The sequence below is a fragment of the Candidatus Woesearchaeota archaeon genome (genome assembly GCA_030651135.1).
GTDB lineage: Archaea > Nanobdellota > Nanobdellia > Woesearchaeales > JACPBO01 > JACPBO01.
The window spans coordinates 451,678-471,464 of sequence record JAUSCS010000006.1; the positions used below are offsets into that span (position 1 = coordinate 451,678).

The window sequence follows — 19,787 nt, forward strand, 5'->3', positions numbered from 1 at the left end:
TATTGCATTGTAGGAATTTTGCTTGAAAAAAATACTAAACTTAAATTATCTTCTTGCCTCTACATATTGAACGGTAATGGACGGATGCTCGCTTGAAGACTGATTGGAAATAATGTATAAAGAAACTTCCGTACCTCTTGGAAGACCTTGCCTATAAGGCGCTTCTAGTTTTGCAAATTCAATTGGCTTCTCTCTCCAATTAGGGTGAATATCATTTGCAAGATCTATTTTAATTGGTTCTCCGATATTTCTTTTTACTCTGGCAATTTTTTTGGTGTCAGCCCACACAAATGTATTTTTATGTTCTGACTGAACAAGTTCTGTTATGGTCATTTTAGTTGGAAATATTAATTGATTTTTAAACTTTACTGTATCTTTTTTTAAACAATCCGTTTAGAATAAATTTAATGGACATTAAAAGAAAACTTTTATATATCAATAGACTTAAATTAAACAAAAAGAGGTGAAAAATGGAAGTCAAGCTGAGCAAGAAGCCAAAAAATCCAATTATTATCGAGGGTTTTCCCGGCTTTGGCTTAGTCGGCACAATTGCAACTGAATTCTTGATAGAGCACCTTAAATGCGAGCAGATTGGAAAATATTACTTTGATGACCTGCCGGCAACAATCGCGATCCACGAAGGCAAGGTTGTCGATCCTATCGGAATATTCTATAATAAAAAATACAATATTGCCATTATTCATTCAATATCCGCTGTTGCAGGGATGGAATGGAAAGCTGCTGATTTAATCATCGAGATTGCAAAGCAGCTGACTGCAAAAGAATTAATCTGCCTGGAAGGAGTTGGCGGCCTTAACACTGAGCTCAGTGAGGAAAACAGGGTTTTCTTCAACTCGAACAATGCAAAAATCAAAAAGGATTTGGAAAGCACAGGAATAAAAGAACTTAAAGAGGGAATCATAATCGGCGTAACATCAGCATTGCTGCTCAAAGCTGAATTCCCGCTCGCATGCATATTCGCAGAAGCCCATACAAATCTTCCGGACAGCAGGGCATCTGCGCAGATAATAAAAGTTCTGGACAAATACCTTGGCTTGGAAGTCGATTACAAGCCATTGCTTGAGCAAGCCCATAAATTTGAGGAGAAACTAAAAGGCCTGCTGGAAAAGAGCCAGAAAGCAATGACAGATCAGGAAAAGAAGCAGCTCAGCTATGTTGGATAAACTTATTTCTTATTTAACTTTTTCCTTATTTAAATGAATAAATATCATCCCGATTACTGTCAAAACTGCTCCAATTACAACCAATATAATAAAATCAACTGCTATGTTGCCTGAAAGCTTTGATATCACCGGAAGAAGCGCTGCGTTTTCTTTTGGCAAAAGCAAATTAGTCAAAAAGCCAATTATGAAGAATGTTGCTCCTATAGTTAAGCACCGAATTCCGATGCTTCTTACTTCTTTAAACCATTTTTCCGCAATAAGGACGGATATTACTGCAAAAACTATAGTTACAATAAGAAAAATATTAAATAATTTCCAAAACATCGCATTTGTAGCAGCATTAAACAAAACAAGCATATTGCTCTTATCCGGCTTTACAAGGCATTCTATTAATGAGCAGTCATATTTTTTATTGTAAAGCGAGTCAAATAATGACAATATAAGAAGATTCATCAATCCGGAAGGAGGAGTTGCATTGAGTTCTGCGCAATTCACTGAAACATCCATTCCTGAGAATTCCCGCTCTATTGCTTCCTTGCCCCCGCATTCCTGTACCAGCTGCGCATGGGCGTCATTCAAATTAACATCTCCGATTCCCTGCTGAAGCTGCACTGTCAGAAGATCATTTATCACCGGCTTAATCGCATCCTTATTTGTCAGCTGAGCAAAGGAAACAAGAAAGATCGTTAAAAATAAAGCAATCACAAAAACAAGCTTTACAACGAATCTTGAAAACCCTTTCCATGCCATTCTCTATTTACAGAAATAAGAGATATATAAATCTTTGCAGAATCTGAATTATAAAACAATTATTGCCGCTTTCCCCGGAGCTGCATTGTTCGCTTTCTGCTCTTTTGAATCCTCTGCTTTCACAACTTCAATCTCGCAGTTAAATTCTTTTCCAATAGCTTCCTTGTTTTTCTCCAAGGCTTCAAACTCTGTTTTCTGGTCAAGCACAATAACAGGCATCTTTCCCATGTCTTTCGCAACAGCAGGGATTATTCTTGAAACTTCAGAGCCATGCTGCTTGAAATCCTTCATTAAAGCAGTCATCAGTTCTTTTACATCATGCGTTGTTTCCATTTCTTTTTTCAACGATTTAAAGAAATCATATTTCCATTTAGGGCTTATAATTAATGTTATTTTGCCTGGTTTTTCTTTTTTAATAAGCGTCAAAACATTCCTCGCATCTGAAATTGTGTTCCTGACAAAGTTCTCAGAAGCATCTAAGCTTTCATCAATGTGTTTTTCATCATAAGAAGGCCATTCTGCTGTTGAAACAAACCCCTTGTTTCCAGTCATTTCCCATAATTCTTCAGCTAAATGCGGCGCAAAAGGCTGCAGCATCTTTACAAACGCTTCAGCAGCTTCTTTCGATGCACCATATTTTGCAAGGTGATCAAAAAACTCAGATAGCTTTATTATTGCTGTATTGAATTCAAGAGCATCCATATTGCCTGTAACATCCCGTATTGTTTTGTGCATCTTATTCAATAATTCTTTTGAGCTTTGCTTTGAAAGCGTTGCTTCTGAAACAAAAGAATAAATTTTATTCACAAATCTGTACATCCCCTCTATTCCCTGATCGCTCCATTCCACTTCCTTGTCAGGAGAAGCGACAAACAGCAAAAACAATCGCGCTGTATCTATCCCATATCTCTGGGCAATTTCTTCCTGCGTTACGACATTCCCCCTGCTTTTGCTCATCACAAAGCCGCCTTTGTGCAGCATTCCCTGGTTAAACAGCCTTGGAGCAGGCTCGTCAAATTTTACCAATCCCAAATCGCGCAAGAACTTTGTAAAGAATCTGAAATAAATCAAATGCATGCATGCATGCTCTTTTCCCCCGATATACAAATCAATAGGCATCCAATAAGCTGCTTTCTTTTTATCAAAGATTTCTTTTTCATTTTTTGGATCGCAATATCTCAGGAAATACCAGCTTGAATCAACAAAAGTATCCATTGTATCTGTTTCCCTTCTTGCTTTTCCTTTGCACTTTGGGCATTTTGCATTTACAAATTCGCTGACATTTTCCAGCGGATTTCCCTTTTCGCCAAACTTGACATTTTCAGGCAGCTTTACTGGCAGCTCTTTTTCCGGAACAGGAACAATGCCGCACTTCTCGCAATAAACAATCGGGATCGGGCAGCCCCAGAATCTCTGCCTTGAAATCAGCCAGTCTCTGAGCTTGTACTGCACAGTTTTATTTCCAATGCCTTCTTTCTCTAAAAATTTATTTATCTCAGGAATAGCTTCTTTATTGTTCATATCATTGAATCTGCCTGAATTGACAAGATATCCCTCTCCAATAAAAGCCCTTGGCATCTTATCCGCATTCAGCTCGTATTCTCTTGGATTAATTACAATCTTTATTGGAATCTTAAATTTCTTTGCGAATTCAAAATCTCTTTGATCATGAGCAGGAACTGCCATTATCGCGCCAGTTCCGTAATCAAGCAGAACAAAATTTGCAATATAAATCGGAATCTCGGCATTTGTCAACGGATTTATTGCATACTTTCCAATAAACATTCCTTCTTTTTCCTTGTCTTCAGCTGTTCTTGTAAATCTGTCCTCTATCACAACCTTTTCTATGAACTTTTTGACATCTGCTTCGTACTTTGTTCCCTTTACAAGCTCCAGTACTTTTGGATGCTCAGGAGCAAAAACCATGAATGTAACTCCATATAATGTATCGGCCCTTGTTGTGAATATCTGGATTGCCTCTTTGCTGCCTTTCAATGGAAAATCAACCAATGTTCCCTCGCTTCTTCCGATCCAGTTGCGCTGCATTGTCTTGACATCTTCGCTCCATTGCAGATTATCTATGTCTTTCAAAAGCTCTTCAGCATAATCTGTTATCTTGAAGAACCACTGCTCCAGATCCTTTACTTCAACAGCAGTATCTTCATGCCTCCAGCATTTGCCATCATGCACCTGCTCATTTGCCAGAACAGTGGCGCATTTAGGGCACCAGTTTACAACGGATTTTTTTCTGTAAACAAGGCCTTTTTCATGCATTTTGAGGAAGATCCATTGATCCCATTTGTAATATTCAGGCGTATGCGTTTCAATTTTTCTTGTCCAATCATAGCTAAGGCCAAGTTCTTTTTGCTGCATTATGAAATTTTTAATGGCATTCTCCACGAATATTTTAGGATGCGATTTTGCTTTTATTGCAGCATTCTCAGCAGGCAATCCAAAAGAATCATAGCCCATAGGATAAAGAACATTGAAGCCTTGCGCCCTTTTAAAGCGAGCAACTGCATCACCAATACAATAATTACGGGCATGCCCCATATGCAATCCCGAACTTGACGGGTAGGGAAACATTTCTAAAATGTAGCATTTCTTTTTATTAGGGTCTTCTTTAACTTCAAATATCTTGGTATCTTCCCACTTCTTCTGCCATTTCCTGCTTATGTTATTGAAATCTGCCATACAGGAAAGAAATAGTAATAGCTTTAAATTCTTTATGGTTTATCCAACAGCATATTTTGCGGGATTCTTCCTACCCCTATTTTTTTATGAGAACTATTCTTTACTTAACTCTTTTGATAAATTCTTCTCTTAAGATTTTTCCTCTTTTTGTCAAATCATATACCCTTGACCTTGTTTCATTAGGAGTTAAACACTTGGCCAAGCCTCTCTTCTCAAATTGAACTAAAACCCTGCTTGCATTAGTTAAAGTCATTTCTCCATCTTTCTTTACTTCTGTTGGTGTTTTCGGTTTATCCATTAGTTTTAGTACTGTTCTTCTCTGCTTTCCTCTTACTACCCAACTATAATCTTTCCATAACGTATCTGCCATATTTTAAAAGAACTACTAACTAAATATTAATGATATCCTCAACAGATAGCCATCAGATAACCAAAAGATTTAAAAATAAAGTCATGTATCTTACGAGAAAGGGGGCACGATATGGGAATTTTAAACCAAACTATATTTGGAACAGACTACTTTTATTTTTATAGCGACAATCCATTTGTAGAAATTTTATTTATCTTCTTATTGCTTCTTTTCATATTCTTGGCTTATCTTTATTTCAAAAAAAGAAAGTTAAAAGGTGAGAAAAAATGAAAAAACCAATATTATTTGGATTATTCATAGTTGGAATTTTAATTATTGGTGGTTGTGCTCAACAAGCAAAGCAACAACCAGTTATTTGTAACTCTCCTTATATTGAAATGGGAACTTCTTGTTGTTTGGACCAGAATAATAATGGGATTTGTGATAAAGATGAAAATTCTATAAAGAAGCAAGATGAGGTTCAATCAACCATCCTTGCTAGAGAGGGTTCCTTGAATAGTGGATGCTGTGGACCTGAAATATTAGATGTTAAAACAAAACCTTTTCGTAGCAGTACCACTGGCTCAATTATTGTAGTAGCGAGAAATAATGCACAGAATAGTATGTCTGGATTTGAGATTAGAGTCCAATGTCCAAGCCCATTTTATGTACTGATGACGTCGGGGGACATTTATGGTCCTGGTGAAACCAAAGAAAAGACTATTGCAATAACAGGGATGATGATGAACGACGTGAATGCTATATGTGACGTAACCGTACAAGATACAGAAAGTTTTAGTCAAGACACAAGAAAATTTACTATATCGATGATGGGATCGGGGTGATTAAATATGCCAGACATTGGAGGACTTCCACCCGCAGTATTGATTGGCAGTGGTGTATACCTTATTGCGCAAAAACCCGAAACTTGGTCCAATTTCGTACTTGGACTTGTACTAATTTCAGTTGGTTGTTGTACACATATATACTATATAATTTTTAAAAATAAAAAATAGTAAAAATAGAAGAGGGTCACCCATATGGAGTTTAATAATAGATTGTTGAGTTTATTGTTGTTTTTATCTTTATTATTTATTCCAAATTTAGTTATAGCAGCAGATTTCTCCATTACTTCAGTTCAACAATTAACATCCAATCCGTATAGAGGGGATTTGGTTCAATTTAAAGGTGTTATTCAAGCAGATCCAAATAACATTTGTGAGATAGAATGTTCATATTCTGTAAGTTCGAATACAGGATATGTTTCTAACAGTGGTGATTCTCCAGCAACCAAATTAGGCAAAGGCACACCTCAAGAATTCCCTTTTTCGGTAATGGCAGAAGGTTCTGGGCAAGTAAATACTAATCTACAAATTACTTGTGTGAGGGTTGCAAGTTGGTTTCCTCCATGTACTCCATCTACTTTGCCTACCCAAAGTAGACAAATTTCTTTTAATTTTTTATATCCCGGGGATGGAAATTGTACTTCCTTAAAAGAAAAATGTAGTTCATATTTAACTTATATAGGTACTACTGATTGTTCTTGTCTTTCATCTAAAGAATGTAGACCTGACGGTAATAGGGATCTTGATTCCAAAGGATGTCAAACATATTGCGGAAATAAAATTTATGAAGCTCAATATGAAGATTGTGATTGTGCCACAGACTTTACTTGTCCATTAATAAAGAAATGCAAACCAGACAATGGAAGAGCTTTAGATGATGATGGTTGCGCAACTTATTGTGGCAATGGAATATGCGAAAAAGAGTCTGAAAGTTGTAGCATATGTCCTCAAGATTGTAAAAAGTGCGATTTAGCAAGTTGTTTTCAAAGTTTTGAATGTGAAGGTGGTTATTGTTTGTGGAGTGTGTGCTGGTATGCTTCCACAAGAAAAGATGATGGTCATTGTGACAATGGAGAAAATTGTGCAAATTCCCCAAATGATTGTGCTTGTCCTTCAAGTCAAAAATGTGGTGATTCAAAGGTATGTGAAACATATTGCGGTAATAGTGTTTGTGAGGAAAATGAAAAGGGAATATGTAAGGCTGATTGTAAATGGTGTGGTGATGGTTCATGCAATTCTGATAAAGGCGAAAATTGTAAGACTTGTGAATCAGACTGCGGCGTTTGTGAAAATCAAAAATTAAATCAGGAAATATCAGAAAAAGCCAAAGAAGTTGTTAAAGAGGGTTTAAATGAAGCTTCACAAAAACAAAAAATAATAACCTTTTCGGCTTTAGGTTTAATTGGTATTTTTATCATAGGTTACATTCTTTTTAAACTAATTCTTCATAACAAATCTAAAAAGATAGAATCAAAAAAGAATCTGAAAAAGAAAAAATGAAATTCTCCGAAGTGGAAATTATCGTTGGAGTCATCCTCGCAATTATTGTTGTAGCATTTTTAGTTAATTTTTTTTGGATAAATCCGTCACATAAAGGTTTTTGTGGCGACGGCATATGTTCTGAAGATGAAAAAAATTCTTGCGAATTAGACTGTAATTGGTGTGGCGATGGCTATTGTCAAGAAAATGAAGATTGTTCTTCATGTTCAGGAGATTGCGGCAATTGTAAATCAAAAGCATATTGCGGCGATGGTCTATGCAACCCCGGTGAGTGTAAGACTGCCTGTTCGAAGGATTGCAAAATTAGTGATTGTGTAGACGGGTTTTGTGATTCAAGAATTGGTGAAAATTGTAAAACCTCGCCAACAGATTGTTCATGCCCAAAAGGACAAATTTGCAGTTTAAGTGGGCAATGCAGTGGAGGATATTGCGGTAATGGTATATGCGAAAATAATGAAGATTGCTCTTGTTCTGATTGCCCATGTGAATCTTCTAAGAAATGTAACCCAAACAATGGAAGAGCTTTAGATAGTAATGGTTGTGCAACTTATTGTGGTAATGGAATATGTGAAAAGGAATATAATGAGTCTAAATCGACTTGTTCATTAGATTGTGGATCAGAAGCATTTAAAGAACATGCTGTAGATCCAAATACCAATTATCCAATAATCTTTGTACATGGGCATAGCGTTTCAAAAGAAGAAGTATCTACGTTCTCTATTAATGCATTTAAAGATTTCCAAAGTAAATTGGACTCTGAAAACTTATATATAGATAAAGCAGTAATTTTACCTAATAGCGAAATCTCGGCCTTCGATAAAGGAGAATGGGGGAGATTAGTAGAACCAATATCAGTCAGGACTACTTATTACATTGGAAACTTAGACTCCTCTGGAACTTTTATAAGGGCTGATGAATCTGAAAGATCAATAAATGAGTATGGTCAAAGATTAGGTCAGGTTGTTGATATTGTTCTGCATCATACAGGTAAGAATAAAGCGATTATAATTGCTCATTCCATGGGAGGTCTAGTTTCTCGTGCATATATAAAGAGTTATGGTGGTCAAAGTAAAGTTGATAAACTCATAGAAATAGGGAGCCCAAACCATGGAATCTATGGGTGGTTAATCAGTGGTTTGTGTGACAATGTACATCCTGGGCAAGAATGTAAAGATATGCAGCATAATAGTTCATTTTTGGATAATTTAAATGCAAATGACGAAACCCCTGGGAGTATAAAATATATGACTCTTGCAGGTGATTGTTGTTCTACTAATGGAGAGAGGTGGGATGAAACAATTAGAGTTAATAGCGTAAGACTTGAAGGAGCTCAGAATATTATTATAGAGGGCAATGAAGTTCCTGGTATTTTTGACACTTTTCACGGGACACTGATATCTCCTTCAAAGGTACCGGAGGTTTATACTCATGTTAAAGAATTTATCAAATAAAAAATCAACACTATGTTGAGTGCAATGCTCATCGCTGCCGAGTTATTTTCCGACATTATAATTTTCCCAGCTAAAGCTCGATTTTATCATAGCTATACCCTGTTTTCAACTCGTCTTCAATAGGTTTGCCAGGATCACCATTATCAATATATTCTTTTCTCTTTCTTTTTATGCCTTTTATGCACATTATCACACCATTCTCTGTTGGGACATATGCGATTGAATGATCGTACTTTAAAATGCAGTTCTCTTCTCTTAGTCTTTCAGCAAGGTCAGAATCAACTGCATGTACTGCTATTATGCCAGTGATCCCCGAACCATTTCTTATCAGAATATGCTCAAAACCAGGCAACACTGAAACTATTGTTCTAGCTCCGTTGTTTAAATTAATCATATCTTTGCCGTACTTTTCCAACAATTCTTTCAATGCGCCATTTTCCATTTTTACCTCCTTCTGATTTTTATTTTTTAAAATTTTTAAAGAGAAAAACAAAACCATAAACAATGATGCAAAGCCCGAAAAACAAGCTGAGCTTTACAATAGCAATACCACTAGCACAAGAATAAAGATCGCATTCTGCATAGTGGTTTTAATGTTCATAATGCATGGAAAGAATAGCAGATATTTAAGTTTTTCGTTAATTTAGGCACTAAAAAACTTCCAAATCCTCATAAACCGGTCCTTCTCCTGTTAACGTGCTTTTTACCAGTTTGAAATTTTTGATTGTAATTTCCTTCGGCTCAATCTTTATCTTGCTGATCAGATCCATAAGCGCCTTTTTATCCTTGACAAACTTAACCCTGCAAAGCGTAATATGGGCTATAAAATCTTTTTCTTTTTTGAAAATAGGAGCTAAAGCTTCGTCAATCTTCTGCTGCAGTTCCAGAATCTTATCATCTGGCTTAAGCCCGACCCAGACAACCCTTATATAGTTTTCATTAGGAAAAACTCCGATTTTATCAAGTTTTGTTGAAAAAGCAGTAAATTTCACACTTCTCAATGAACTTTTTATAGAATCAGCATTTTTTTCATCAATCTCGCCGAGAAACTTCAAAGTCAGGTGATACTTTTTGGTCAAGGTGATCTTTGCATTATCGCTTACGAGTTTACTCTGTATTGCTTTGAAATAATCCTTTAATTCTTCAAGCTCAAGCGCTATGAACAATCTCATAGAACATCAATAAAAATAGAGATATAAATAATTAACTAAAAAAATAAGAAAAAACAAAAATTTTACTTATTACTATTCGCCGAAGTTCTCGCTGTCTTCTGTTTCTTCTTCTGTCGCTTCAGAAGCTTCTTCGCTGGCAGGCTCTTCTGCAGATACAGATCCTTCTGCCTGCGGAGTTCCTTTTCCAACAACTTCAGCAAAGCCAACTTTTCTGAGAACTTTCGTAACTTTTATCTTGACTTCGTCGCCTGTTTTAACACCCGGCACGAACAAGACAAAGCCGTTCTTCTTGGCTATGCCGTCGCCTTTCTCGCCGACAGCTTCTATCTTTACATCCAACTCGTCGCCAACCTTAACTGGCGCAAAACTTCTTTGTGGCCTGTAGCCACCATTATCATTTCCGTACATATTTTTCCACCTATATATTTATTATATTTATTTTACACCACTGGTGTAATATACCTGTAAAATGCGCTTTTATTTATAAAGGTATGGGAAAAATCACAGCTTTAACAGCCCAGCAACCTCTCCGGCAGCATATCCAAAATGCTCTAGAACAAACGCCAAAAAAACATGAAAGGTCAGGTTAATTCTGCCTTTTTTAAGGCAAAGATAAAAGCTGTACAAAAAAATAAGCGGGAAATAAAGCAAAGGAATTAAAAATAATCCATTTAAAAACCCAAAAAGACTTGCGAGCATTACAGCAATAAAACTTATCGGCAGCAAATAAATGAGCTTGAATTCTTTCAGCCTTTTCATCAAAAAGATCCTGCCCTTTCCATAATCATACATGTTCTTCAAAAATTTCATAGGCGTGCTTCTCAGCTTGTGCCATACAAAGCTGTTCGGCAATACAGCGATCTTATACCCTCTTTTTCTTAATTTAAAATTAACATCATAGTCTTCGCACATATTCCTCAATGCTTCATCAAAGCCGCCAACTTCTAGCAATAGTTTTTTGCTGTGCAGCACATTGCAGCAGGGCAGGCTCGGGACAAAAGTTATTTTGCTGAATGTTTTTGCCTGTGCGCTTCCCAAAGACCCTAAAAAAGAATCAAAGGCAATTCCAGCAGCAGCCATGAAGTTCGGCGCATTTTCAGGCGGAATATTTGCTCCGCCAACAGCAGCAATATTTTTTCCTTTCAGCTTTTCATAACCATCAACTAGAATTTTAAGCCAATCTTTTGGAACAGTGCAGTCTGCATCTGTAAACGCAACAAGATCATAAGCCGCATTTCTCACACCAGCATTTCTGGATGAAGCAATAAACCTTTTTGGATTATTTATCAATCTGATTTTTATTTTATTTTCATGCCTTTCGATAAAATCCTTAACAATCTCCTTTGTTTTATCAGCCGAATTTCCATCAATAACTAAAATTTCATAATCTTTTTTATTATAATTAAGATTAACAAGAGAATTCAGGCAGTCTGCGATAGTTCTTTCCTCATTGTATGTTACAACAATTATGCTTGCTTTCAAAACAGCCACCCATAAACTTGGTTGAATCTTTTAAAGACCATCTGCAGCAAATCTTCCTTCAAAATAGACGCATCCTCAGGATAAAGCGAAGCCCCGAAATAAGAGAGCAGCGCATATATGATCAAGAACGCCACGATTATCAAATAAAAGTTTTTCAGTTTTAATTTTTTCGCAAGCTTTCTGCTTCCGTCATAAAGGCCGTAAGCTGCTAATGGAATAACAAAAGGAAACAGCATAAAGGCGTATCTTGGGGAAAACAGGCCGACAACAACAAAAATGAAGATTATTGCTGTAAATTCAATCACGAAATTTTTAAGGTAAAAACCTCTTCTTTCTTTATCCTTGTCACTGAACAATCCAAAAACAAAAGGAATCCACAAAATATGGAATGTGATGAATGTCCTGAACCCAAACATCCACAATATCGTGCTAAAATTAAACTGGTACTGGAGAAAAAAATTGATGTAATTCGGGTATTTGCTTGCTATATGGAGGCTCAATAATTTTCTCCACAAATAAGCCGGGAGAATGGAAATAAAAAATGCAGCAAGTATTTTCAGGATTTTATTGAAAATTGTCGGTTTAATACCTCGGACTTTAGTCCGACAATTTTCAATTCCGAAAATCGCACGACAAAAATCCCAGACTTTAATCTGCGGATTAGTGCGATTTTCGTTATTTGCTTTTTTAACAAAAGAAAAGCCATCTTTAAATAAAATGCTTAAAATAAAATAAACCGGAAGAATATAGTTATGGTCCTTTGCCAATATCGCCAGAGCCATAACAATCCCAATCACAGCATAATCAATAACTCTGCCTTTTTTCAAGCACCATTCTATCACAGCAATCCCCAAAAACAAAAAGAAAAACCCAGCTGTTTCAATCAAAGGCCTTCCGCCCCATGCAATCAGCGGCAAAGAGGTTGCAAAGATTATTGCAGAGATGAATCCTATATGTTTATTCTTGAAAAAATCCTTGAAAAAAACATAAGCAAGAATTGAGCTTAAGCAATAGAATAAGATGCTCAGCAAAGAATAAGTTATGGACATCCCAAAGATCGGCTCGAGAGCAGCAGCAATCAAAGGGACAAGCATCCTTGATGCCCATGGCGAATCAATCACAGCATCTTTGCCCTGCATGAATCTTGTCGTGTCAAAATAATGGTCAGAATCAGCCAATGGCTGGTTGAAATATATTAAAGACCCGATAACACTCAAAACAATCAAAACAGCATAAATCAGATAATCTTTGTTTTTGTTCATCTTGCTGGCTTTATATCAAATTTTTTGACTGTTTTAATTCCGTATTTGTGCAGCAGATAGCCGTAAAGTGATTTCAGGATATTGAAGCCATAGCTGAAAATCTTCACATGGCTCTTCTCATCGCCGTAATAGGTTGGAATTGGCCTTTCAGCAATCCTTAGGTTTGCTACCTTAAACTGGATCAAGATATCAGTATCAAAATGAAAATCATCTGCGCAGAGACGGAATGGAATCTTTTTAAGCGCTGCGCAGCTGTAAAGCCTGAACCCGGAATGATACTCCGATAGATTCAAGCCAAGAACCTTGTTTTCGATCCATGTCAGAACTTTATTTCCGATGAACTTCATCAAAGGCATTCCGCCTTTCAGAGGATTGCCTTTCATCCTTGAGCCGAAAACCATATCTGCTTTGCCTTTCTCCAGCGGCTCCAGCAATAAGGGAATCTTTTCAGGAGCATACTGCGCATCTCCGTGCAGCATTACAACAATATCAAAACCTCTGTCTATTGCATACTGATATGCATATTTCTGATTCCCGCCATAGCCCTTGTTTTTTTCATTCTTAAAAATTTTCAGATTGGACAGATTTTTTTCTTTTTTATAGCCAACCCCTATAAAATATGTGTTGTCCTGGCTTGCATCATCAACAACAAATATTTCCTTGACCTCTTTTTTTAATTTTTCAGGAATCCGGTCTATTAAAATTGGCAGCGTTTTTGCAGCATTATATGTTGGAATGAAAATTGCAATCTTCTTCGCCATTTTATTTTTTCTTCTTTAAAGTAATCTCCCTTACAATCTTTGTAACTTCCTGCTCAATGTTCTCTGTTTTCACATAAATTCTGAAAATCAGGTAAAACAGCAGTATTATGCTTATATAAATTGCAACATCTGTGCCCCTTCCTATCCCCAATAGCCCTGCAAAGATCTTTGTTATATCGGGCATAAAGCCGAAGAAAATGATCACGAGCCATAAAACACCCCAAAACAGAAATTCCTTCATAGTTATTTCTTTGTCCTTAAACCTCAATATGACCCTGCTGAATGCAAACAATCCAAAAAGTATAATTAAAATTTGCACAATTTCCATTTTCTCACCTCATGAGCTTTTTAACTACTAATTTTAATAAAATCTTGAATGCATTTAAATTGCTTTGCCCTTTTTTTAATGAGTAATCTGTATAAATCGCCTTTATCGGCACTTCTTTAAACTTTAGCTTGCGCTTTCCAACTTCGCTGATTATCTCGGAGCTAACCTCCATTCTGCTGCCTTTTATGCTTATCTTCTCAGCTGCTTTTCTTGAAAACGCCCGTAACCCGGATTGAGAGTCTGTTGTCCATATCCCGAACATAACATATGTTATAAGATTCATGCCCCAATTACCTATTTTTCTTATAAAAGGCATTCCGTCTGACTTTATCATCAGTCTTGAGCCTATCACAACATCTGCTTTTCCATCAATTATTGGTTTTATCAATTTTTTTATGTCAGAGGCAGCATGCTGGCCATCTGCATCAAATGTTACAACAATGTCTGCGTTCTTCATAAGCGCAGCTTTAATGCCCGTTCCAAGAGAGCCGCCAAGGCCGCGGTTAATGATGTGCTTATATACATCTGCTTTGTGACTTTTGGCAATCTTATATGTGTTGTCCTTGCTGCCATCGTCCACTACAATTATGTCTTCATAACCATTCCTGTTGAGATCTGAGATAACATCGCCTATTTTGGCTTCTTCATTATATGCTGGAATGACAATAACCACGCCCCTGTTACGCACCATATACTTCGTTGAAATAGGGGGGTTTAAAAATTTAATGAATTTGGCTTCAGAAAACTTTAAATAATATATGCCTATTTTCCATTTAAAATGAAGCTAAGCATGGTGATACCGGTATACAACGAGGAAAAGAGCATTTTCCCGCTTTATAACAGGCTTAGCGCTGTTTTGTCAAAGTATAAGAATTACGAGATTATCTTTGTCGATGACGGTAGCAGAGACCGCACATTTGCAAATATACAGATCCTGCACAAAAAAGACAAGCACGTAAAAGCAATAAAATTCAAAAGGAATTTTGGCCAGACAGCAGCATTATCTGCTGGCTTTGAGCATGCAAATGGCGATATCATAGTTACAATGGATGGTGATCTTCAAAATGACCCTGAAGACATTCCAAGGCTCATTGAAAAGATAAATGAAGGCCACGATATGGTAAGCGGATGGCGCCATAAGAGAAAGGATTCATTTGCAAAAAAACTTTCATCTTCTCTGGCCAATATTGCAAGAAGAATTATGTTGAAGGACAAGATCCATGATTCCGGCTGCGCATTAAAGGCATATAAGAAGGAAAGCATTAAAGATCTCGAAATATACGGCGAAATGCACCGCTACCTCCCGGCAATTGTTGCAATGAATGGCTACAAAGTAGGCGAAATCAGGGTAAACCATCATCCAAGAAAATTCGGAAAGACAAAATACAGCACAACAAGGATATTCAAGGGCCTGCTTGATCTTTTTTACATCAAATTCTGGTCTGATTATTCAACAAGGCCATTGCATTTTTTCGGATTTTTAGGATTATCAGAAATTTTTATCGGGCTGCTGCTCGTCATTTACAACTTCATAAAATATAGCACTCACCTTCTTATTGGCCCGACTCTATTGCTGGCAGTGCTCCTTGTAATTACCGGCGTGCAGTTCATAGTTTTCGGATTTTTGGCTGAAATTTTAATAAGAACATATTATGGCGCCAACAATGATAAAGGTTACAAAATTGAAAAAACACTTAAGTAAAGCAGGCAAAGGCAAGTCTTTCTATAAGTGGAATGAGCAGATGTTTGTCAAGCATGGCAATGAAAGCAGATTTAAGCACGCTAATCCGGTCATAAAATACATTTCAAATCACAGAAAAAGCTCCATCCTGAACCTGCTCTCTCCAAAAAATACAGACAAGATACTTGATGCAGGATGCGGCTCAGGCATAATATTGAGGGAAATAAAAAAAGGCAGCGTTATTGGTCTTGATTGCTCTGCTACAGCGCTAAGGCAGGCCAGGAAAAATATACAAGGCAAAAATACAGAGCTGATAATAGCGGATGTCCAGAAACTCCCATTCAAAAAAAACAGCTTCAATAAAATAATCTGCTCCGAAGTCCTTGAGCATCTTCCTGATCCGGTAAAAGTCATTGATGAGATAAAAAGGGTTTCCAAAAAAGAAGCAATAGTTATTTTTACAATACCAAATCAGCCTTTGTTGGACAAGATAGCGTATATTTTCAGAAAACTGAATGTAAAAAAAGGAGAGCTCGATTTGGACATGGAGTGGCACATACATAAATTTAACCTGAAGAAATTCAGGCAGCTGATAAAAAATAAATTCAAAATAATCAAGATAAAAAGAAGCCCATTCTTATTCCCTTTAAGCTATGTTATACAATGCAGGAATTAAAAAGAGCTAAATTAAAATGTGCGGCATAAGCGGATTTAATTTCGAGGACAGGGCATTAATAAAAAAAATGTGCGATGTTATAATACATCGCGGCCCAGATCAGGGCGGCATTTACACAGACAAAGGCATTTCTCTAGGCCACAGAAGGCTGAGCATAATTGACCTGAGCGAAAAGGGAACGCAGCCGATGTGTAATGAAAACAAAGACATCTGGATTGTTTTTAACGGCGAAATATATAATTATAAGGAATTAAGGTCAGATCTCGAAAATAAATCTCATAAATTCCGCAGCGGAACAGACACTGAAACAATAGTGCACGCTTATGAAGAATACGGAGAAGATTTTGTTAAAAAGCTTAACGGCGATTTTGCATTCGCCATTTATGACAGCAGAAAAAAGAAGCTCCTGCTCGCAAGGGACAGGCTCGGAATAAAGCCACTGTACTATTACTTGGACAGCAATAAAATAATCTTTGCTTCTGAAATAAAGGCAATACTGCAGCATAAAATAAAAAAAGAAGTGAATTTAGAGTCATTAAACAGGTTCATCACATTGAGATACATACCGCCTTCAGAAACTATTTTTAAAAATATCTATAAATTAAAGCCGGGGCACGTGCTGTCTTATGATCTGAGGAACAAAACTTATGCTATAAACAGATACTGGAACCCAGATATTTCAAATGGCAATATTCTTCCAGCTTCTGAGAATTTTTTTATTAAAAAAATCCAGGGCTTGCTGAAGGACTGCGTGAACAGAAGATTGATGAGCGACGTTCCTCTTGGAGCTTACCTTAGCGGCGGCATTGATTCCAGCTCTGTTGTTGCAATGATGAGCATGATCAACAAAGAAACCAATTCGAAAGAGGAAGTAAAGACATTCTCAGTTGGCTTTGGCTATGGCGAGGAAATTGATGAATTGCAGCATGCAAAACATATAAGCGAGCATTTCGGCACAAACCACAGGGAATATACTGTAAAATCAGATCTTGTAAAGCTGCTCCCGAAAATAGTCTGGCACTCTGACGAGCCATTGGCAGATCCTGCACTCATTCCAGTCTACCTTCTTGCTCAGAATGCAAAAAAAGAAGTTACAGTTGTGCTTACAGGAGACGGTGGAGATGAGGTATTTGCAGGATACGAGCAGTGCAAATTTTTAATGCTGATGGAAAAGATGAAAAGAATCAATCTGCTTAAAAAAACAGTGCTTCCTTTTGCTGTTAAAAATTCACCGAAATTTTTATTAAACAAATTTTTCAAATATTCTTCTTCTTTAGGTGACGAGGGCATAAAAAGAGCAGTGAATCTTTTGAGATCTGATGACAAAGGCAGCAGCTATCTGGACATTGTATCTATCTTCAATGAAGAAGACAAAAAAGCAGTCTTATTGGATAATGTCCATAAAAAAATAAAAAATGCGAATTTGAACAGATGGCTCGATTCAGAATATTTCAGCAATAAAAACAGCTATTTGAACCAGATTTTGGCCATGGAAATGGAAACCGTGCTGCCTGAGGACTTTTTGATGAAAGCAGACAAGATGAACATGGCCCATGCAGTTGAGGAAAGGGTGCCTTTTCTTGATCATAGATTGGTTGAGCTCTCTTTTACAATACCGCCCAAGCTCAAGCTTCATGGCTTCAATGAGAAATACATTCTGAAAAAGGCAATGTCAAACTTCATCCCTAAAAATATAATCAGCAGGCAGAAGCAGCGCTTTTACGTGCCTATTGACCTGTGGATCAGGGAAGACCTGAAATACTGGAGCGATATTCTGCTTGATAAGGAAACTATAAAAAGGCAGGGCTATTTTGATTATTCTTATATTGAGAAAATAAGGGGGAATTATTCCAAGTCAAGGCTTTATTATGCAAGGCAGCTCTGGAGCCTGCTGACTTTCCAGCTTTGGCACAAAATATTTATTGAAAATGAAACGCACAGCGAGATTGAGCTAAACAAGCTTTACTGAAAATGATAAAGATAAACAACAAGATAATGCTGCTGGTTGCCTTTTTAATAGTCCTTAATCTGGTCCCGATATGGTTTTTTGCGTATCCGCCATTGCAGGATTACCCGCAGCACCTTATACAGGACAAAATCATCATGGATTACCAAAATAAGGAATTTGATTACAGCAAATATTTTGATTTGAGATTCAGCCTTATACCGACGCTTTTTTCAATATTTTCAATCATTTCACTTTCAAAAATCTTCGGCATCTACATTGCCGGAAAAATATTCCTTAGCATCTATGTGATTTTATTTCCATTGAGCATTTTCTATTTTTTAAGCGCTGTTGACAGGCGAAAGGCAATTCTCGGATTTTTCAGCTTTATTTTTACCTATAACTGGTTTTTCAACAAAGGGCTGGTCGATTTTGCAATAAGCCTTCCTTTCTTCTTTTTTGCATTAGGTTATTGGCTTAACAATCGGAATAAAATGACAATCAGTAAAATTCTGATTTCCACAATCCTGGTACTTCTGACATTGTTTTCGCATCTGTTCTCTTTCATAATTTTAATGATATCAGTATTTTTAGTGCAGATATTCCGCTATAAAAATAAAAAACAGGCATTCACAACATCCATCCCGTTCATACTGCCGATTATTTTGTTTGCAATATTTTGGTTTTCGAGGTCGCCAGATGTCGCCCCTATTGATGTCCTTGCTGCTTTTAACCCCTTGGTTTTGATCAAGTCTTTCTTTGGAATGTTCCTGTCTTTTTCGCCAGTTCTTGAAGCCATACTCCTGGCTGCTCCGCTGCTTTATTTTGCTTTTTTATTTCTCAGAAAAATTTTGGCCAATAAGCCTTTTTCAATCAAAAGACTGTTTGATAAAAAATACAAGAATGAGTTTTTGATTTTAGCCTTAATCTTGCTTTTGCTGTTTGTCATTTCTCCGCCCGACCTTAAGACATGGGCGCATTTCAAGATAAGATTTGTGCCTTTCATTGTCTTGTTTTTTGTTGCTTGGCTAGAGCCGCCAACAAAGAAGCGGCTTTTCATGTTCATAACAGTTATTGCTGCTGTTTTATTGGTGATACTTACCTTTTTTAATTATTACAGCATAAACAAAGACTTTGCAGATTATTCTTCAGGCATTAATATCGTTGAAAGAAACAAGTCAATACTTCCAATAACGGTCAAGGACCTATATGGCTACACTATGAGGCCGTACGAGCATTTCTGGGCATATTATCATATTGAAAAAGGCGGTGCAGGCCCTTATATATTTGCAGGGCATAGCACTCATTTAATATCCTACAGGGAAAACATGCCTGCTCCACAAGCGATAATAAACGCTCAGTCTTTTTATTGGCAACCAAGTTCCAGGATAACACCTTCTGCGCCAGGCGAGTTATATCCGCAATTGAACTTCAGCAGGGAAATTTTATCTTATTATGATTACATCTTATTGTGGGGAAAAAGCAATGATGTGGAGTCTGCTGTAATTGATTCAGGATTTTCATTATTGCATGAAAAAGGCGATCTGAAAGTATATGAAAATGTCAAAAATTTTTCACCAATCTTGGATTGGTAGCTGAAAGCCAATCCATTTTCGGCATATGGAAAATTTTTGAGCATGCTCAAAAACCACCTGATGTGGTGAACAATAGCAATATGCCACCCATCTATGGTGAGTGGTTTTTGAC

Annotated in this window: 19 protein-coding genes and 1 pseudogene; 8 read left to right on the forward strand and 12 right to left on the reverse strand. The window is 36.9% G+C overall.

Annotated features, from left to right (window positions below):
• Positions 1 to 45: 45 nt before the first annotated feature.
• Positions 46 to 333 (reverse strand): hypothetical protein, encoded by a 288-nt coding sequence (locus Q7J54_02720; GenBank protein ID MDO8740466.1) that lies wholly within the window; start codon positions 331 to 333, stop codon positions 46 to 48.
• A gap of 137 nt (positions 334 to 470) precedes the next feature.
• Here Q7J54_02720 and Q7J54_02725 point away from each other — a divergent pair, with 137 nt between their 5' ends.
• On the forward strand, positions 471 to 1,184 hold the full coding sequence (locus Q7J54_02725; protein MDO8740467.1) for a PAC2 family protein: 714 nt from the start codon (positions 471 to 473) through the stop codon (positions 1,182 to 1,184).
• Between the two features lie 9 nt (positions 1,185 to 1,193).
• On the opposite strand, the gene Q7J54_02730 is transcribed toward Q7J54_02725, so the two are convergent.
• From Q7J54_02730 to Q7J54_02740, 3 genes are all read right to left on the reverse strand, one after another.
• On the reverse strand, positions 1,194 to 1,934 hold the full coding sequence (locus tag Q7J54_02730; GenBank protein MDO8740468.1) for a hypothetical protein: 741 nt from the start codon (positions 1,932 to 1,934) through the stop codon (positions 1,194 to 1,196).
• 48 nt (positions 1,935 to 1,982) lie between these two features.
• Positions 1,983 to 4,628 carry a leucine--tRNA ligase gene (leuS, locus tag Q7J54_02735; GenBank protein MDO8740469.1) on the reverse strand — a complete coding sequence of 882 codons (2,646 nt, stop codon included), beginning with the start codon at positions 4,626 to 4,628 and terminating at the stop codon, positions 1,983 to 1,985.
• Between the two features lie 100 nt (positions 4,629 to 4,728).
• On the reverse strand, positions 4,729 to 4,998 hold the full coding sequence (locus Q7J54_02740; GenBank protein MDO8740470.1) for an ArsR family transcriptional regulator: 270 nt from the start codon (positions 4,996 to 4,998) through the stop codon (positions 4,729 to 4,731).
• Between the two features lie 266 nt (positions 4,999 to 5,264).
• Here Q7J54_02740 and Q7J54_02745 point away from each other — a divergent pair, with 266 nt between their 5' ends.
• The 3 genes from Q7J54_02745 to Q7J54_02755 all read left to right on the forward strand — a co-directional run bounded on the left by Q7J54_02745 (position 5,265) and on the right by Q7J54_02755 (position 8,773).
• Positions 5,265 to 5,822, forward strand: a complete 558-nt coding sequence (locus tag Q7J54_02745) for a hypothetical protein (protein ID MDO8740471.1) — start codon at positions 5,265 to 5,267, stop codon at positions 5,820 to 5,822.
• Between the two features lie 195 nt (positions 5,823 to 6,017).
• Positions 6,018 to 7,322 (forward strand): hypothetical protein, encoded by a 1,305-nt coding sequence (locus Q7J54_02750; protein MDO8740472.1) that lies wholly within the window; start codon positions 6,018 to 6,020, stop codon positions 7,320 to 7,322.
• The gene (locus tag Q7J54_02755; GenBank protein ID MDO8740473.1) at positions 7,319 to 8,773 is read left to right on the forward strand and encodes an alpha/beta hydrolase; all 1,455 of its coding nucleotides are present in this window, start codon (positions 7,319 to 7,321) and stop codon (positions 8,771 to 8,773) included. The genes Q7J54_02750 and Q7J54_02755 overlap by 4 nt, the downstream gene beginning before the upstream one ends.
• A gap of 70 nt (positions 8,774 to 8,843) precedes the next feature.
• On the opposite strand, the gene Q7J54_02760 is transcribed toward Q7J54_02755, so the two are convergent.
• From Q7J54_02760 to Q7J54_02795, 8 genes and pseudogenes are all read right to left on the reverse strand, one after another.
• Positions 8,844 to 9,215: a hypothetical protein gene (locus Q7J54_02760; protein MDO8740474.1), complete on the reverse strand. Its 372-nt coding sequence runs from the start codon at positions 9,213 to 9,215 to the stop codon at positions 8,844 to 8,846.
• 208 nt (positions 9,216 to 9,423) lie between these two features.
• Positions 9,424 to 9,945, reverse strand: a complete 522-nt coding sequence (thpR, locus tag Q7J54_02765) for an RNA 2',3'-cyclic phosphodiesterase (GenBank protein ID MDO8740475.1) — start codon at positions 9,943 to 9,945, stop codon at positions 9,424 to 9,426.
• Positions 9,946 to 10,131: 186 nt separating this feature from the next.
• Positions 10,132 to 10,353 (reverse strand): annotated as a pseudogene (locus Q7J54_02770) (TRAM domain-containing protein).
• Positions 10,354 to 10,446: 93 nt separating this feature from the next.
• Complete coding sequence (locus tag Q7J54_02775) at positions 10,447 to 11,427, reverse strand: glycosyltransferase (GenBank protein MDO8740476.1); 981 nt, start codon at positions 11,425 to 11,427, stop codon at positions 10,447 to 10,449.
• The gene (locus Q7J54_02780; protein MDO8740477.1) at positions 11,424 to 12,689 is read right to left on the reverse strand and encodes a glycosyltransferase family 39 protein; all 1,266 of its coding nucleotides are present in this window, start codon (positions 12,687 to 12,689) and stop codon (positions 11,424 to 11,426) included. Before Q7J54_02780 ends, Q7J54_02775 begins: the two co-directional genes overlap by 4 nt.
• Positions 12,686 to 13,450, reverse strand: coding sequence for a glycosyltransferase family 2 protein (locus Q7J54_02785; protein MDO8740478.1), 765 nt, complete (start codon positions 13,448 to 13,450; stop codon positions 12,686 to 12,688). Before Q7J54_02785 ends, Q7J54_02780 begins: the two co-directional genes overlap by 4 nt.
• A 1-nt stretch (position 13,451) precedes the next feature.
• The gene (locus tag Q7J54_02790) at positions 13,452 to 13,778 is read right to left on the reverse strand and encodes a DUF2304 family protein (protein MDO8740479.1); all 327 of its coding nucleotides are present in this window, start codon (positions 13,776 to 13,778) and stop codon (positions 13,452 to 13,454) included.
• Positions 13,779 to 13,782: 4 nt separating this feature from the next.
• Positions 13,783 to 14,469, reverse strand: coding sequence for a glycosyltransferase family 2 protein (locus Q7J54_02795; protein MDO8740480.1), 687 nt, complete (start codon positions 14,467 to 14,469; stop codon positions 13,783 to 13,785).
• Between the two features lie 87 nt (positions 14,470 to 14,556).
• On the opposite strand from Q7J54_02795, the gene Q7J54_02800 reads away from it, so the two are divergent.
• From Q7J54_02800 to Q7J54_02815, 4 genes are read left to right on the forward strand one after another with little or no spacing between them, the layout of a single operon-like run.
• Entirely contained in the window at positions 14,557 to 15,480 is a 924-nt protein-coding gene (locus Q7J54_02800) for a glycosyltransferase family 2 protein (protein MDO8740481.1), read from the forward strand.
• Complete coding sequence (locus tag Q7J54_02805) at positions 15,443 to 16,135, forward strand: methyltransferase domain-containing protein (protein MDO8740482.1); 693 nt, start codon at positions 15,443 to 15,445, stop codon at positions 16,133 to 16,135. The genes Q7J54_02800 and Q7J54_02805 overlap by 38 nt, the downstream gene beginning before the upstream one ends.
• A gap of 16 nt (positions 16,136 to 16,151) precedes the next feature.
• Positions 16,152 to 18,104, forward strand: a complete 1,953-nt coding sequence (asnB, locus tag Q7J54_02810) for an asparagine synthase (glutamine-hydrolyzing) (GenBank protein ID MDO8740483.1) — start codon at positions 16,152 to 16,154, stop codon at positions 18,102 to 18,104.
• Between the two features lie 2 nt (positions 18,105 to 18,106).
• On the forward strand, positions 18,107 to 19,675 hold the full coding sequence (locus tag Q7J54_02815; protein ID MDO8740484.1) for a hypothetical protein: 1,569 nt from the start codon (positions 18,107 to 18,109) through the stop codon (positions 19,673 to 19,675).
• The last annotated feature ends 112 nt before the right edge of the window (positions 19,676 to 19,787 follow it).